This window comes from Clostridium puniceum (genome assembly GCF_002006345.1).
In the GTDB taxonomy this organism is placed as follows: Bacteria; Bacillota; Clostridia; order Clostridiales; family Clostridiaceae; genus Clostridium; species Clostridium puniceum.
Genome location: NZ_LZZM01000239.1, coordinates 1 through 17,198, shown reverse-complemented (window position 1 = coordinate 17,198; position 17,198 = coordinate 1). Strand labels below are relative to the sequence as shown.

12 protein-coding genes and 1 pseudogene are annotated in these 17,198 nt (G+C 27.5%); all 13 read left to right on the top strand.

The genetic code is table 11. The features are described from left to right. A partial coding sequence (locus CLPUN_RS26020; protein WP_077850096.1) for a DEAD/DEAH box helicase occupies positions 1 to 2,112 on the top strand: 2,112 nt, incomplete at its 5' end. Positions 2,113 to 2,334: 222 nt separating this feature from the next. Then, a pseudogene (sigI, locus tag CLPUN_RS26015) lies at positions 2,335 to 3,002 on the top strand (RNA polymerase sigma factor SigI). A gap of 9 nt (positions 3,003 to 3,011) precedes the next feature. Next, complete coding sequence (locus CLPUN_RS26010) at positions 3,012 to 4,172, top strand: anti-sigma-I factor RsgI family protein (protein WP_077850095.1); 1,161 nt, start codon at positions 3,012 to 3,014, stop codon at positions 4,170 to 4,172. Between the two features lie 270 nt (positions 4,173 to 4,442). Then, positions 4,443 to 6,224 carry a bifunctional homocysteine S-methyltransferase/methylenetetrahydrofolate reductase gene (locus tag CLPUN_RS26005; protein WP_077850094.1) on the top strand — a complete coding sequence of 594 codons (1,782 nt, stop codon included), beginning with the start codon at positions 4,443 to 4,445 and terminating at the stop codon, positions 6,222 to 6,224. A 50-nt stretch (positions 6,225 to 6,274) separates the two neighbouring features. Next, positions 6,275 to 6,820, top strand: a complete 546-nt coding sequence (locus CLPUN_RS26000) for a histidine phosphatase family protein (RefSeq protein WP_077850093.1) — start codon at positions 6,275 to 6,277, stop codon at positions 6,818 to 6,820. 194 nt (positions 6,821 to 7,014) lie between these two features. After that, on the top strand, positions 7,015 to 8,250 hold the full coding sequence (locus CLPUN_RS25995; protein ID WP_077850092.1) for an NAD(P)-dependent oxidoreductase: 1,236 nt from the start codon (positions 7,015 to 7,017) through the stop codon (positions 8,248 to 8,250). Positions 8,251 to 8,454: 204 nt separating this feature from the next. Next, complete coding sequence (locus tag CLPUN_RS25990; RefSeq protein WP_077850091.1) at positions 8,455 to 9,465, top strand: LacI family DNA-binding transcriptional regulator; 1,011 nt, start codon at positions 8,455 to 8,457, stop codon at positions 9,463 to 9,465. A gap of 466 nt (positions 9,466 to 9,931) precedes the next feature. After that, positions 9,932 to 11,335 carry a glucuronate isomerase gene (uxaC, locus tag CLPUN_RS25985; RefSeq protein ID WP_077850090.1) on the top strand — a complete coding sequence of 468 codons (1,404 nt, stop codon included), beginning with the start codon at positions 9,932 to 9,934 and terminating at the stop codon, positions 11,333 to 11,335. A gap of 22 nt (positions 11,336 to 11,357) precedes the next feature. Beyond that, the gene (locus tag CLPUN_RS25980) at positions 11,358 to 12,005 is read left to right on the top strand and encodes a bifunctional 4-hydroxy-2-oxoglutarate aldolase/2-dehydro-3-deoxy-phosphogluconate aldolase (RefSeq protein WP_077850097.1); all 648 of its coding nucleotides are present in this window, start codon (positions 11,358 to 11,360) and stop codon (positions 12,003 to 12,005) included. 1 nt (position 12,006) lies between these two features. Then, positions 12,007 to 12,957 carry a sugar kinase gene (locus tag CLPUN_RS25975; protein ID WP_077850089.1) on the top strand — a complete coding sequence of 317 codons (951 nt, stop codon included), beginning with the start codon at positions 12,007 to 12,009 and terminating at the stop codon, positions 12,955 to 12,957. A gap of 374 nt (positions 12,958 to 13,331) precedes the next feature. Next, positions 13,332 to 14,780, top strand: a complete 1,449-nt coding sequence (locus CLPUN_RS25970; protein ID WP_077850088.1) for a tagaturonate reductase — start codon at positions 13,332 to 13,334, stop codon at positions 14,778 to 14,780. Positions 14,781 to 15,004: 224 nt separating this feature from the next. Next, positions 15,005 to 16,492 carry a UxaA family hydrolase gene (locus tag CLPUN_RS25965; protein ID WP_077850087.1) on the top strand — a complete coding sequence of 496 codons (1,488 nt, stop codon included), beginning with the start codon at positions 15,005 to 15,007 and terminating at the stop codon, positions 16,490 to 16,492. 12 nt (positions 16,493 to 16,504) lie between these two features. Beyond that, positions 16,505 to 16,930 carry an HIT family protein gene (locus tag CLPUN_RS25960; RefSeq protein WP_077850086.1) on the top strand — a complete coding sequence of 142 codons (426 nt, stop codon included), beginning with the start codon at positions 16,505 to 16,507 and terminating at the stop codon, positions 16,928 to 16,930. The last annotated feature ends 268 nt before the right edge of the window (positions 16,931 to 17,198 follow it).

Here is a 17,198-nt window from a genome sequence, read left to right as displayed (position 1 = left end):
ACTATAGATAATGCTATTATTGAAAAATTAGCAGATAATATAAAAATTGATTTTCAGTTTGAAAAAAAAGAAGATAATTTCTATTGTAATGTTATATTAACCATTAGTGAAAATAAGCTTGCTTATTCTGAAGTTTTGAATTCTAATAATTCAATTATAAAAAATTCTAGAAAGATACGTCTTATAGAAAGTGAATTAAATAAGAATAGATTTTTTTATAAAAATGAAATGTTCATATATTATGGAAATGATGATGATTTCTATATTTTCTTGAAGGAAAAAGTTAAGCAATTGGAAAGATTAGGAGAAATAAAAAACTTAAATTGTAACGGGAAATATTTAAAATTTTATAATGACTATATATCAAGTTTAGAATTAAAGGAAGATGAAAATAAGAATTTGAAGTTTTCATTTGAATTAAATGGAATTGATAATAAAGAGTTAAATGATGTTATAAATGCTTATAAAAATAAAAAAAGATATATTAAACTTAAGGATAATGTATTTGTTGATTTGGAAGACGAAGAATTAGCTGAATTTATAAGAATTATAGAGACTTTAAATATAAATGTTACAGAAGGCAAGGGTGAATATGAACTTGAATTAAATAAGCTTTACTATTTAAATAGTAAACTAGATAATAAACAAATAAAATTACTTAATGGAAAAGAAAACTTAACAGATGCATTAAGAAGATTAGATAAATTAAATGAAAATTCTTTTGAAATTCCCAAAGAATTTATGGGGTCTCTTAGAGAATATCAAGTCAAAGGTTATAATTGGTTTAAAAGCTTAAGTTATTTAGGACTAGGAGGAATTTTAGCAGATGAAATGGGACTTGGTAAAACAATTCAAACAATAACCTTTTTATTATCTGAAAAAAAATCACACTCGTTAATAGTTACACCAACTTCACTTATATATAATTGGAAACAAGAATTTGAAAAATTTTCTCCAAGCTTAAGGGTTGGAATTATTCATGGTAAGAAAAATGAAAGAATACAATTATTAAATAATATTTATGATTATGATATTGTATTAACTACATATGGAACTTTAAAAAATGATATTTTAGAATATGAAAATATTAATTTTGATTATTTAATATTAGATGAAGGACAAAATATAAATAATTCAGAGTCTCAAAATGCAAAGGCCATAAAAGAAATTAATTCAAGAAGTAGATTTGTATTAACAGGTACCCCAATTCAAAATAATTTGATGGAGCTTTGGGCTTTATTTGAATTTATAATGCCAGGCTATCTTTACACTAAACAAGAATTTTCTTCAAAATTTATTAACACAGAAGATAAATACGTAGAAGAGCTTAGAATATTAATCAGTCCTTATATTTTAAGAAGAATTAAAAAAGATGTAATTAAAGAAATACCAAAAAAAATTGAACAAAAGTTTTTAGTTGAAATGACAGAAGTTCAAGATAAAATTTATAAATCATATATTAAGGAAATCCAGAATAATATAAAAACACATAAGGTTGATAAAAATAATATGACTGTCTTTTCCTACTTAACAAAACTAAGACAAATTTGCTTAGATCCTTCTGTTATTATTGATGGATACTCTGGGGGGAGTGGCAAAATTAATATTGCAAAAGAACTTATATTAGAAAATATTAAAGATCATAAGATTTTATTATTTTCTCAATTTACTTCTGTTTTGTCTAGAATTTCAATGGAGTTAGAATCTCAAAATATAAAATACAGTTATCTAGATGGAAATACTTCTGCAAAAAATAGAATTGAACTTGTAGAGGAGTTTAATAAAACTGAAAATATAAGAGTATTTTTAATATCTCTTAAAGCAGGAGGTACAGGATTAAATTTAACTAGTGCAGATATTGTTATACATTTTGATCCTTGGTGGAATTTATCAGTTGAAGATCAGGCTACAGATAGAGCACATAGAATAGGACAAAAGCATGTAGTAGAAGTAATAAAATTAATAGCAAAAGATACAATTGAAGAAAAGATAATACTTCTTCAAGATGATAAAAAAGAATTAATAAATAATGTTATAACTGGAGAGTTAAAAGATGGAGATATTATAAATAAAATTACCAATAGTGAAATATTAAACTTAATTTTATCTTAAATAACTTAAAAAAAATCTGATGCATGTTATAATAAAAAAGATTATTTTTGCTAAGTTTCGTTATTTTATGAGCAAAAATATGATAAAATGGATATATACAGATATATTTAATAAATGCTAAATCCAAAATTTTAAATTAAATTTTGGATTTATTTAATAAAAAGTACCAAAAATAATAATTTTTTTTGTATATAATAATGACCGGGGAAGGGAGCGTAGGAAATGCTCGAATCTGTTTTAATAGATTTAAATATTAATAATAAGAATACAGATGTTAATGAACTTATAGAAAAACATATGCCTTTTATAATAAAAAGTATTTCAGATGTTACAGGCAGATATGTATCTTGTGAAAATGATGAAGAATTAAGCGTTGGCTTACTTGGTTTTCATGAGGCAATTGAAAGATATGATAATGAAAAGGGTCATTTCTTATCTTATGCTAAGCTTGTAATAGGAAGTAGGATAAAAAATTATCTAAAAAGTGAAAATAAACATCATCATTCATCCCTTGAAGAATTATTGGACAAGGGATTAGAAATTAAAGATGAGTATTTAGAAGAAAAGGAAGATAATGGCGTATTATTAGAGCAAATTAATAAATTAAAAAATGAAATAAGTTCTTTTGGATTTTCGTTAGAGGATTTAGCAGATGAAGCTCCTAAACAACAAGCAACGAGAAACAATGCAATTAGTTTATCAGAAGAAATAAGTAAAGAGGAAGAATTAACTTCTTTTATGTATGTAAAAAAAGATTACCTATAAAAAGAATTGTATTAAGATTTGCAGTTACTGAAAAGGTAATTAAAAGAAGTAAAAAATTTATAATTTCAGTGGTAATAATATTTGATAAAAATCTCAGTGCTTTAAAAAATTGGATCAGAAAGTAGGTGATAAGAATGAATAAGGGAATGATAATGGAAGTGAAAAAAAGTTATGTTATAGCTTTAAATGATAATGGAATGATGGAAAAAATAAAATTCAAACCTAATATGGAGGTTGGTCAAAAGATATTTTATTTTGAGGATGATATTGTAACGGCAACTGCAAGCAAGGTTCATAGACATAACAATTTTATAAAAACATTTGGATCAATTGCGGCATTATTTTTACTTGTATTCACCTTCTTTAGCACAATCAGACCAGAACAGGCTTTTGCTGTTGTAAGTATAGATATTAATCCGAGTATTCAAATAGAAGCAGATAGCAAACAAAAGATTATTAAAGTTGATGGTGTAAATGATGATGGGAAGAAGATAGACTTTAGTGATATTAAAGATATTTCTTTGGATGAAGGAATGCAGAAAATAAAAGAAAAATTAGTGGAAAAGAATTATTTAGAAGCTAACAAAGAAGTTTTAGTTGGGGTTGCATTTATAAAAAATGGAGATACTAGTGGTTATGAAGAAAATTTGCAAGCTGCTATTAGAACAACTTTTAATACTGAAGATATAACTTATGTGAAAGCTGATAAAGAAGAAGTTGATGAAGCCAAGACAGAAAATATAAGTTTAGGTAGATATAAAGCTAAAGAAACAGCTTCAGTAGATGAAGCGACAAAGGATAAAATGGGGAAAGCACCTGTTAAAGAAATTACAGCTCTTATAAAAGATAAAGAAAATGTTATCCAATGGGAGGCGAAAGAGGAACAAAAGCCTGCACAAATTCCTACAGTTGAAACTAAGCCAGAAGTAAAACCAGAAAAACCAGCAGTGGATTCAAGGGAAAATACAAATGCAGGAAGAGATAAACCGGTAATCAATGTTCCTTCTGAAAATGCTGATTCTAACACTGATAAGAATACTGATAAAGAAGGTATTCCTTCTAAGCCAAAAAATAATGATGTATTAGAGTTGGAACCAGAAAAACCAGTGACACCAGAAAAAGGTAATACACCATCTAAGGTGCCAGATGATAGTGGTATAATAATAGCACCAAATAATGGAACTAGTGAGAATAATACAACTTCAGGAAAGACTCCAGAAGAAACAAAGGTACCTAGTTCAACAATTCAAATAGAACCAAAAACAGATGGAGTGAATAAAGAAACTAAAAATTAAAATCGTTATTAAAAAATAGATTTATCTGTATAGGATAAGTCTATTTTTCATTAACAGAAACTTATATGATTTTGAATAATAAAAATGAATTATATATAGAGCTAGAGGAAAATAAACAAATTGTCACTAATAAAGAAAAGGCTACATTAATGTTATAAGATGTAACATTAAGAATAAATCATTGAATTTAAACTGAAAATAGCGACGAAAAACTAATTTTATAGTATACTTACTATTAACATATATTAATAAGAATTTGGGGAGATTAAAATGATAAAAGAATATTTAAAAAATAATGTAATAATTAGCGATGGTGCAATGGGGACATATTATTCTGAATTAACAGGAAACGATGTATCATACTGCGAATTTGCGAATTTAAATGATAAAGAAACTATAAAGAAAATACATACTGAATATATTGATGCAGGGGCAAAATTAATTAGAACAAATACATTTTCAGCTAATATATATGATTTGGGAGTATCTAAGGAAAGATTAAAGGATATAATAAATTCAGGAATAAATATAGCAAAAGAAGCTACACAAGACAAATCAATTTTTATAGGAGGAAGTATTGGGCCTATAAAAGAAGATAATTTAGATGAATCAAATAAAGATATTTTAGATGAATACAAATATATAGTAGATTGCTTTTTAGATGAGAATATTGATATTTTTATATTTGAAACCTTCAGTAATTATAACTATTTAAAAGAAATAAGTGAATATATAAAAAAGAAAAATCAAAATAGTTTTATATTGACTCAATTTGCAGTTAAACCAGATGGCTTTACAAGAGATGGCTTAAGTATATCTAAATTGGTTAATTCAGTTAAGAATATAAAAGATATAGATGCATATGGATTTAATTGTGGATCTGGACCAATGTATATATCAGAAGTAATTAATAATCTTAACATAGGTAATGATATTGTTTCAGCATTACCAAATGCAGGGTATCCAGAAATAATTCATGAAAGAACAGTTTATCCTAATAATCCAGTATATTTCGCAAAAAAGATTATTGATATTAAATCAATGGGTGCATCTATTATTGGCGGATGTTGTGGAACAAATCCTAAATATATTAAACAAATAGTTTCTTTAATTCATGAAAATTCAAAAGTGATTAATACTACTATTAGAAAAGAAGAAAAAGCCAAGGAAAATGAAAGAAAAGTACAAAATACTTTCAAAAATAAATTAGACAATAATGAATTTGTAATTGCAATAGAATTATCAGCACCAATAAATACAGATATATCAAAACTTATTGAAGGCGCTAAAATATGTAAAGCAAATAATATTGATTTAGTTACAGTACCAGATTCACCAATGTCAAAAGTAAGAGCAGATTCAACAATTATAGCAGCTAAAATAAAAAGAGAAATAGGTATTGAGGCTATGCCGCACATATGTTGCAGAGATAAAAATACAAATGCTATAAGATCAACTTTAATAGGTTCTCATGTTGAAGATATAAGAAATGTACTTGCAGTTACTGGTGATCCTATATCAGATGCTAGCAAAATTGAAACTAAAAGTGTTTTTAATTTAAATTCTTTTAGATTAATGGAACTTATAGAAGATATGAATGTTGAATTGTTTAATGAAGACAATATTCTTATCGGTGGGGCTCTAAATTTAAATGTATTAAACAAAGAAGTAGAATTTAAAAGAATGCTAAAAAAAATAGATAAAGGTGCAAAATTCTTTTTAACTCAACCAGTATATGATGATGAGGCTATAGAATTTTTGAAGAAGGCCAAGGAAAGAACAAATGTAAAGATTTTAGCAGGATTGCTTCCAGTTGTTAATTATAGAAATGCAGTATTTTTAAACAATGAGCTTCCAGGAGTGACAATTCCAGATAAATATGTAAAGATGTTCTCAGAAGATATGAGTAAAGAAGAAGCACAAGAAGTTGGTATAAAAATAACAACAGAGATTGGAAAGAAAATAAAAGATATTTGTGATGGGTTATATTTCATAACTCCATTTAATAGAGTTGAAATGCTAATGGAAATAATAAAACGAATTAAAGAATAATATTTTTAAAGAGAGTTATTGACAATAGGTTAAAGACCGGAGGGATTTTTATGAAGATAGGTCTTATTAGGCATTTTAAAGTTAATTATCATAAAAAAATTTTTATGACTTCAAAGCAATTTAAGGAATGGGAAGAAAATTATAATATAAGTGAAGTTATTAAGAAAGATGTAGAGCTTATAGGAATAAAGTGGGATAAATGTTATTCCAGTACTCTTATAAGAGCTATAATAACAGCACAGTATGTATATAAAGATGAGATTGTTCAAAATGATTTAATTAGAGAAACTATAATTGATCCTATATTTAAAAGCAATTTTAAACTTCCATATTGGTTTTGGGCAGTTAGCGGGAGAATTGCATGGTATTTTAATCATAAATCCCAAGAAGAAAATAAAATTATAACTAGAGATAAAGCTAAAAAATTTGTTGATATATTATTAGATGAGACCCAAATAGATGGTAAAGAAAACATCTTAATAGTTACACATGGATTTTTCATGTATAGTCTTCAAAAAGAGCTTAAAAAGAGAGGGTTTATAGGAAAGTTAATAACTAGTCCTAGAAATGGCATTTTGTATTTATATGAAAAATAATAAAAGTGAATAAAAAAATTTAAAAATTAAGATGATTTTAAAATTTTTATAAACAAATACAAGAAACTCTCTTAAATTTATTAATGATTTGAATTAAAATTTTGAGAGAGTCCTTTTATATCTAATTGTTGAAATAGAATTAAAAATAAGTTACTATACTAAGTATACAAAAAATAAAAAGGAGAAACTTTAATATGAATAATATATTATTAAATGAAGCAGATAGATGTTTATTATGTAAGAAACCTAATTGCAAGAAAAATTGTCCGATTGATACACCTATACCAGAAATTATAGAGCTTTACAAGAAAGGTAAGCTTGAGGAAGCTGGGAAAGTTTTATTTGAAAATAATCCACTTTCAGCAGTGTGCTCATTAGTTTGTATTCATGAAGATCAATGTAAGGGAAATTGTGTAAGAGGAATCAAAGGTGAACCGATAAAGTTTCATGAAATAGAGCAAGAAATATCAAATAAGTTTTTAAATGAAATCAAATTTCAAAATTTACCTAAAGTTAAAGACAGAGTTGCAATCGTTGGGGGAGGACCAGCAGGAATTACAATTGCCTTTATATTATCAAATAGAGGTTATAATGTTACAATCTTTGATGCACACGTTAAACTAGGCGGAGTTCTTAGGTATGGTATACCAGAATATAGATTACCAAAAAAGTTGATAGATACAATTGAAGAAAAATTAATAGAACTTGGAGTTAAGATAAGACCTAATACACTTATAGGACCAGTAATACCATTAGATAGATTATTTGAAGATGGATATAAGGCTGTATTTATTGGAACTGGGGTTTGGAATCCTAAAACATTAAATATTAAAGGTGAAACGCTTGGAAATGCGCATTTTGCAATAGATTATTTAAAGTCACCCCAATATTATAAATTAGGTGAAAAAGTAGCTATTATAGGTGCTGGAAATGTAGCAATGGATGCTGCAAGAAGTGCTAAAAGAAATGGCGCTAGGGAAGTAACTGTTCTTTATAGAAAAGGATTTGAAGATATGAGTGCAACTAAGCAGGAAATTAGAGAAGCAAAAGAAGATGGTATTAAATTTGAATTATTTAAATCACCACTTGAAATTACAGAAAATGGTATTGAACTTATTTGTACAGAAAATGTAACAAATGAAGATGGAAAAGTAATAACTAAAGTTATAGAAGGAAAAACAGAATTCTTTAAATGCGATTCGACAATTATAGCGGTAAGTCAAACACCTAGAACTAACATAGTATCTAATACGACAGAACTTAACACAAATAAGTGGGGATTACTTGTAACAGATGATAAAGGAAATACTACTAAAAAAGGAACATTTGCATCTGGAGATGTAGTTACAGGAGCGAAAACTGTAGTTGAAGCTGTAGTTCAAGCTAAGATTGTTGCAGAAACTATAGATGAATATTGCAAGAATAATTAAAAAATTTTAAGTAAATGGAAAATTTTCAAGACTTAAGTGTAAAAGTGGTAATATTTACATCTTTAATCAATTGAGATTTAATATTAAAATAAATAAGAAGTGTTTATAAATCAAAAAAAATGTCTAGCAATATATGTTTTTGGCATATTTATATTAATTATGTTAATATATATGTATATATGATTTATTAGGGGGAGAAAAAAGATGGGTGTTACTATAAAAGACATTGCAAAGCTTGCAAATGTTTCTCACACAACAGTATCAAGAGCGCTTAACAATAGTCCTTACATAAATGAAGAAACAAAGAGTAAGATTAAAGCTTTAGCAAAAGAATTACATTACGTGCCAAACTATAATGCAAAAAGTTTGGTTTTATTAAAATCATATGTTATTGGAGTTTTCTTTTCATCTATTAGTGACGGAACAACAGATACATTCTTTCATGAAATCATAAAAGGAATAAATAAAGTTATAGATAAAGAATATAATCTAGTTATTAGAGGGATAGATGATTATAAATATTTTCATCAAATTGATAAGACCAATTTTGATGGAATAATAGCGGTCAGTCAAAGAAAAACTGATGATGAGTTTATTAAAGATGTAATTGAAAAAGAGATACCAATTGTAGTAATCAATAGACATGTAGAAACTCCCAATATTGTAAATATTATGTCCAATGATACCTATGGAGTTTATGAAGCTGTTGATTATTTTATTAAAAATAACCATAAAAAGATAGCAATAATAGGAGGAAATAAGGAATTTGAATCGAGTGTATATAGAAAAGAAGGTTATGTAAGAGCTTTAAAGGATAATAATATTCCACTTAATGAAGAATATATGATATCGGGTAAATATAATTTAGAAAGTGGGTATGAAAACATGAAAAAATTAATAGCTTTAGAAGATAAGCCAACAGCAGTATTTTGTTCTAATGATGATATAGCAGTTGGTGCAATGAAAGCTGTTTTTGAATCAAATTTAAATGTACCAAATGATATTTCTATTATAGGTTTTGACGATAGTAATTTCTGCAAATATGTTACTCCAACCTTAACTAGTGTAAGAAAAGATTCACTAGCTATGAGTGAATATGGTGGAATAAATTTATTAAATATAATAAAAAATAGAGAAGTAAATAAAGAAAAAGTGTATATCGAATCAAAGCTTATAGTGAGAGAGTCAGTAAAACATTTAAAGTTAGAATCTTAGAGTGGATTTTAATTAGATATTATATAAAGTTTTAGGAGAAAGGGGGAAGGAAATGTTAAATACAAATTCTCACTTTCTTCTTTAGCAGTTTTATAATTATTACAATCGAATATTATAAGTAAAATAGCCATCTTAGAGTAATTGGAGCTAATTTACTTTACAAACTGTTTTACTGTGAGATTTAAACTTGTAAAAAATATTGTTAACGTGAACAAAAAAGTGTTGTAATATTTAATCAGAGGGCTTATAATACAGATGTAGGTCAGTAAATAGTAATTTTGTATTTGTTCATGTTAAAATATACGCGACCTCGTATTGTTAACGTGAACTATATACAAAATCGCTAAGTCAAGTAAATAACAGATAATGATTTGTAGAAAAAATTTTTATTATAAAAAGTCTATATAAAATGAAAAAACAAATAATTTTATAATAAGTACTAAACTTTAAGAAAGAAGGATTTAACTTGAAAAAATTTATGGATGAAAACTTTTTATTATCAAATGGTGTGGCAGAAACTTTATACCATGATTATTCAGAGAAAATGCCAATAATAGATTATCACTGTCATATAAACCCACAAGAAATACTTGAAGACAAAAAGTTCAAAAATATTACACAAGTATGGCTTTATGGTGATCATTATAAATGGAGACAAATGAGAACTTATGGAATTGATGAAAAGTTTATTACAGGAGATGGAAGTGATTATGAAAAGTTTTTAGCTTGGGCAAAAACAATTTCAGTAGCTATAGGAAATCCACTTTATCACTGGACTCACTTAGAATTAAAAAGATTCTTTGGTATAGATGAACCATTAAATGAAAAAACTGCACCAGACATTTGGGAAAAAGTAAACGCTATGATAACTGGTGATGAATTTTCAGTAAGAGAATTAATTAAGAAATCAAATGTAAAAGTTATATGTACTACAGATGATCCAATTGATTCACTTGAGTATCACTTAGGACTTAAAGAAGATAAAAGTTTTGATGTAAAAGTTTTACCTACTTTTAGACCAGATAAAGCTCTTGGAATAAATAAAACAACGTTTAAAGAATGGATAAGCAGTCTGGAAAAAGTTATAGATGGAGAAATTAAAACTTATGATGAATTATTAGCAGCATTAAAGATGAGAGTGGAATTCTTTAATGAAGTTGGTTGTAAAGTATCAGACCATGCATTAGATTTCGTACCAAATGCAGTTACTTCAATTGAAGAAGTAAGAGATATTTTTGAAAAAGTTTTAATTGAAGGTAGTGTAAGCTTTGAAGAGGAAAATAAATATAGAGCATTTACATTAAAATATCTTGGAAAATTATATTCAGATTTAGGTTGGGCAATGCAGTTGCATATGAATTGTGTAAGAGATAATAATACGACAATGTTTAATAAACTTGGACCAGATACTGGATTTGATGCTCTTAATGATACAGAAATAGCTGTACCGCTTTCAAGATTATTAGATTCACTAAATGTAGAAGGGGCTCTTCCGAAGACAATAATATACAGCTTAAACCCAACTGATAATTCAACTATTGGAACGCTAATTGGATGTTTCCAAGGGGATGGAATAAAAGGTAAAATACAATTTGGCTCAGCTTGGTGGTTTAACGATCATAAGATAGGAATGGAAGATCAAATAAAAACATTGGCTAACTTAGGACTTTTAAGTGCATTTGTTGGAATGCTTACAGATTCAAGAAGTTTCTTATCTTATACAAGACATGAATATTTTAGAAGAATTCTTTGTAATGTAATTGGAGAATGGGTTGAAAATGGTGAATTCCCTAATGATATGGATTCTTTAGGAAAGATTATATCAGATATAAGCTATAATAATGCAGAAAAATATTTTGACTTTAAATAAAAAAGTAAGTGAGGTACACGAAATGAAAAGACAAGAAGTATTAAAGAAAATAACAGATGCTGGTGTTGTTGCTGTAGTAAGAGGAGACTCTAAAGAAGAAGCTCTTAAAATTGTAGAAGCTGTTGCAAAGGGTGGAATTAAAATCATGGAACTTACAATGACAGTTCCAAATCCTATAGATGTAATTAAAGAAGTTGCAGAAAAATATAAAGGAACAGATATAGTAGTTGGAGCAGGAACTGTATTAGACACTGAAACTGCTAGAGCATGTATACTAGCTGGAGCAGAATTTATTGTGAGTCCAAGCCTAGATGTTGAAACTTTAAAACTTTGTAACAGATATAAAATTGTAGTAATGCCTGGAGTTATGACTGTTAAAGATGCAATTACAGCTTTTGAATATGGTGTTGATGTAGTAAAAGTATTCCCTGCTAATCTTTATGGACCATCTGTAATTAAATCATTTAAGGGACCACTTCCACAAGGTGATTTTATGCCAACTGGTGGAGTTACAGTAGCTAATATCCATGAATGGGTAGAAGCAGGTGCAGTTGCTGTTGGAACTGGTGGAGACTTAACTAAAGGTGCTAAAACTGGAGATTTTGAATTAGTAGAAAAAACTGCTAGACAATTTGTTGAAGCATATAAAAAGGCTAAGGAGAATAAGTAAGATGGATGTTGTAACATTTGGAGAGTCAATGGTTGTTTTTAACCCTGATATTAATGGACCATTAAGACATGTTCATAACTTTACTAAATCTCTTGGTGGGGCTGAATCAAATGTTGCTACTGCAATAGCTAAACTTAACCATACTGTTGGCTGGTTTTCTAAAGTATCTGATGATGAATTTGGAAGATTTGTTAGAGATGCTATAAGAGCAGAAGGTGTAGATACATCAAGAGTAACAATTGATAAAGAAAGAAGTACTGGTTTACTTTTTAAAGAACATTATCAAAGAAGCAATCCTAATGTATATTATTATAGAAAGGATTCAGCAGCAAGCACTATTTCTGTAGATGATATTGATGAAGAATATATTAAACAAGCAAAAATACTTCATTTAACAGGAATAACACCAGCATTATCAGAAAGTGCTAGGAAAGCTGTATATAAAGCTATTGAAATTGCTAAGAATAACGGAGTCTTAGTATCTTTTGATCCAAATATTAGATTAAAATTATGGACTATTGAAGAAGCTAAAAAAGTTCTAGTTGATATAGCAAATAAGGCGGATATAGTTATGCCAGGTTTAGATGAAGCAGAACTTCTACTAGGATTAACTGATAAGGATGAAGTTTGTGACTATTTCTTAGGAAAGGAAGCAAAAATTGTAGCAGTTAAATTAGGTGCAGAAGGTTGCTATATTAAAAACAAAGAAGAAGGAGTCAATGTTTCGGGATACAATGTTTCAGATTTGATTCAAGATACAGCTGGGGCAGGCGATGGCTTTGCAGCAGGATTTTTATCTGGATATTTAGAAAATTTATCATTAAAAGAAATTGGTGAATATGCAAATGGTGTTGGAGCTATGGCAACCTTAGTTCAAGGTGATATGGAAGGATATCCATATTATGATCAACTATTAGAATTCATAGGAAAGAAACAAGGAATAGAAAGATAATATATTTATAATAAATTATAAAAAATATCTATGAAGATAGTTAGTGATGGCGTTAAAAAAATTAAATTTAAGTTGAGTATATTCTATCTCTAAGTTGAATGCAAAACAAAATGTAACTATTTAAAAACAAAATCATAACTATCTTCAAAAATATGTTTGAAAAGATAATTTAAATAATAAATAATATCCTAACAACTTTGCAAATAATATATTTTAAATTAGATTTTTATTTCGAATCAAATGTACACGTGTGCAATAATCAATAAAAACTTGACGATGTAAAATAAACAAATTATTAATTTTCTATGCATCGTGAATTGTTTATTGAAATAAAAAATAATTATAAAGAATATAAAATTTTGGAGGAATAATTTATGAAATTAACTAAAGAATTTTACAAAGAGTTTAAGACTTATCCAGAAAAAATGATACAATTTGGAGAAGGAAATTTTTTAAGAGCATTTGTTGACTGGCAAATAGATAAAATGAATGATGAAGCAGATTTTAATGGAAGTGTAGTTGTTGTTCAACCATTAGAAAATGGATTAGTTGATATGTTAAATGAACAAGATTGTTTATACACTCTTTATCTTCAAGGTGTTCAAAATGGAAAAGCTGTAAAGACTCATAAAATTATGAACAGTATAAGCAGAGGAATTAATCCATACAGAGATTATAATGAATATTTAAAACTTGCAGAAAATCCAGAAGTAAGATTTATAGTTTCAAACACTACTGAAGCAGGTATTGCTTTTGATGAAAATGATAAGTTAAATGAAGGATGTCAAAAAAGCTATCCTGGAAAATTAACAGCTCTTTTATATCATAGATTTGAAACCTTTAAAGGTGACAGCGGTAAAGGTTTAATAATAATACCTTGTGAACTTATAGATAGAAATGGTGAAAAACTTAAGGAAATAGTGCTTAAGTATGCAGAAATTTGGAACTTAGGACAAGACTTTGTTAATTGGATTAATAATTATAACACATTCTGCTGTAGTTTAGTAGATAGAATAGTTCCAGGATATCCAAGAGATACAATTGATGAAGTTACAGCTGAGCTTGGATATGAAGATAATTTAGTAAATGTAGGAGAAGTATTTCACTTATGGGTAATTGAAGGACCGCAATCTATAAAAGATGAATTACCAATAGAAAAAGCTGGACTTAACATAAAAGTTGTTGATGATATGACACCTTACAGAACTAGAAAAGTTAGAATATTAAATGGACCACATACGGCAATGGTTCCAGTAGCATATCTTTATGGTTTAGAAACTGTCGGAGAATCTGTAGATCATGAAGTTATAGGAAAATTTGTTCATGATTTAATCTATGATGAAATCATAGAGACATTAGACCTTCCACATGCTGAATTAGTTGAATTTTCAGATGCAATAATTGAAAGATTCCAAAATCCATATGTTAAACATTACTTAATGAGTATTGCATTAAATTCAATGTCTAAATATAAAACAAGAGATTTGCCAAGTGTGACTGAATACTTAAATAGAAGAGGAACACTTCCTAAGAAGTTAGTATTCTCTCTTGCATCTTTAATTGAATTTTATAAAGGCAGACGAGGAGAAGAAGCTATTAGCTTAGCTGATGATGATGACATATTGGATTTATATAAAGGCTTATGGTCACAACATGATGGAAGTGATGAAGGTTTAAAAAATATAGTTACTTCAGTTTTAGCATATGAAAAGAATTGGGGAATGAATTTGAATGAAATTCCAAGTTTAACAGATGAAGTTACAAAATACTTAATTTCAATAGAAAAATTAGGTATGAAAGAAGCTATTAAAGAAGTACTTTAGTAAATATATATGGTGCAAAAATAGTTATCTGAATAATAATAATTTATTAACCTAAATTTATTAGAAATTATAATTGCACCATATATAATAATATAGCCTCATAATTAAATTTTTACATAATATATTTAATGCAATTTTTGAATATCAATATTTAAAAATTGCATTACTCCTAAATATGTTGTTTAACTAAATAAACAATAATTTAATGAAAGTAGGGAGATTCTGTGAAAGAAATTATAAAAATAAATCAAGAAGATAATGTGGTAGTAGCACTTAGAGATTTAGCAAAGAGTGAAATAATAGAAATAGATAATAAAAAATTAGAAATAAAAGAAGATGTAAAAAGAGGGCATAAAATTGCTATAGCTAATATTTCTACTAATGAAAATATAGTTAAATATGGATATCCAATCGGCCATGCTATAAAAGATATTGAAATAGGTGTATGGGTTCACACCCATAATATTAAAACAAATTTAGACGGTATAAAGGATTATAAATTTAACCAAGAATTAACAGATGTTTCAAGTGACAATAAAGGTATTACGTTTAAGGGATATGAAAGAGAAAATGGAAATGTAGGTATAAGAAATGAACTTTGGGTTGTCCCAACAGTTGGTTGTGTTAATGGAATTGGGGAAAGAATAGTTGACAAATTCAAAGAAGAAGTTAATCCAGTAGGTTTAGATGGAATTGAAGTGTATAAACATAATTATGGATGTTCACAACTTGGAGATGACCATATTAATACAAGAACAATGCTTGGAAATTTAGTAAAGCATCCTAATGCAGGAGGGGTATTAGTACTTGGACTTGGTTGTGAAAACAATACAATGACAGAATTTATAGAATCATTAGGAGATTATGATAAGAAGAGAATTAAGTTTCTAGTTGCACAACAAGTTTCAAATGAAATAGAAGAAGGCGCTAAAATCTTAAAAGAACTTTATGATAATATGAAAGATGATAAGAGAGTAGATATTCCTGTATCAAAATTAAAAATTGGATTAAAATGTGGCGGTTCTGATGGATTCTCTGGAATAACTGCAAATCCACTTGTAGGAAGTTTTTCAGATTTCTTAGTATCTCAAGGTGGTACTACAATCTTAACAGAAGTACCTGAAATGTTTGGTGCAGAAACAATACTTATGAATAGAGCAAAAGATACAGAAACTTTTAACAAAACTGTGCATTTAATTAATGATTTTAAAGAATATTTTATGGAATATAATCAGCCGATATATGAAAATCCATCACCAGGAAATAAGGCAGGAGGAATAACAACTCTTGAAGATAAATCTCTTGGATGTACACAAAAATCAGGAAAAGCAACAGTTGTAGATGTACTTAAGTATGGAGAAACTTTAAAGGTTGATGGCCTTAACTTATTAAGTGGACCAGGAAATGATTTAGTAGCAGCATCAGCACTTGCAGCAACAGGCTGTCATATTGTATTATTTACAACAGGTAGGGGAACTCCATTTGGGACTTTTATTCCTACAATTAAAATATCAACAAATTCAGCTTTATATAAATTAAAGCCACATTGGATGGATTTTAATGCAGGATCTTTAGTTGAAGATAAGTCTTTAGAAGAAGTAACTGAAGAATTAGTAAAATTTATAATTGAAGTTTCAAGTGGAAAGCTTGTAAATAATGAAATAAATAAATTTAAAGAACTTGCAATATTCAAAAAAGGTGTTACTTTATAGGAGGATGAAAAAATGAATTTTGATGAAAACTGTTTTTATTGTTCAAAGAATCAAGAGCTTGATAATTTAATGATTAAGATATGCGATTTAAAAGCTTCAACTGTATATTTATTTAAAGAACAAACTTATAAAGGTAGATGTAATGTTGTTTTTAAAGAACACAAAAGTGAAATTACAGATTTAACGTCAGAAGAATTAGCAGATTATACGAGTGATGTGGCTAAGACAGCAGCAGCAATTAAAGCTGCTTTTAACCCAGATAAAATTAATTATGGAGCTTTTGCAGATACAATGAAACATCTTCATTTCCATATTGTACCTAAATATAAAGATGGGTCATCTTGGGGGAAGACCTTTGATATGATGCCAGAAAATAAGGTGTTATTAAATGAAGAAGAATATAATGAATTAATAGATAAGATAAAGAGTAACTTATAAAATAAAAAATACTGCTAAAATCTAAGAAATTTGGTTTTAGTAGTATTTTTATTTGTAGAAAATTATAAAAAGATTGATTAAAGTTATTATTTAAAGGAAAAAGTCTTATCAGATAAATTAAAATTCATTTAGATTTTGGACGAATATAATTATATATATATATGTTCTAAAAAAATTTGTTCATTAAGATTTAATTTCTATATTAGAGTGATTGGATAAGACAACCAACTAAATTATGAACTTTCTTAATTAGATCTTATATATGTAA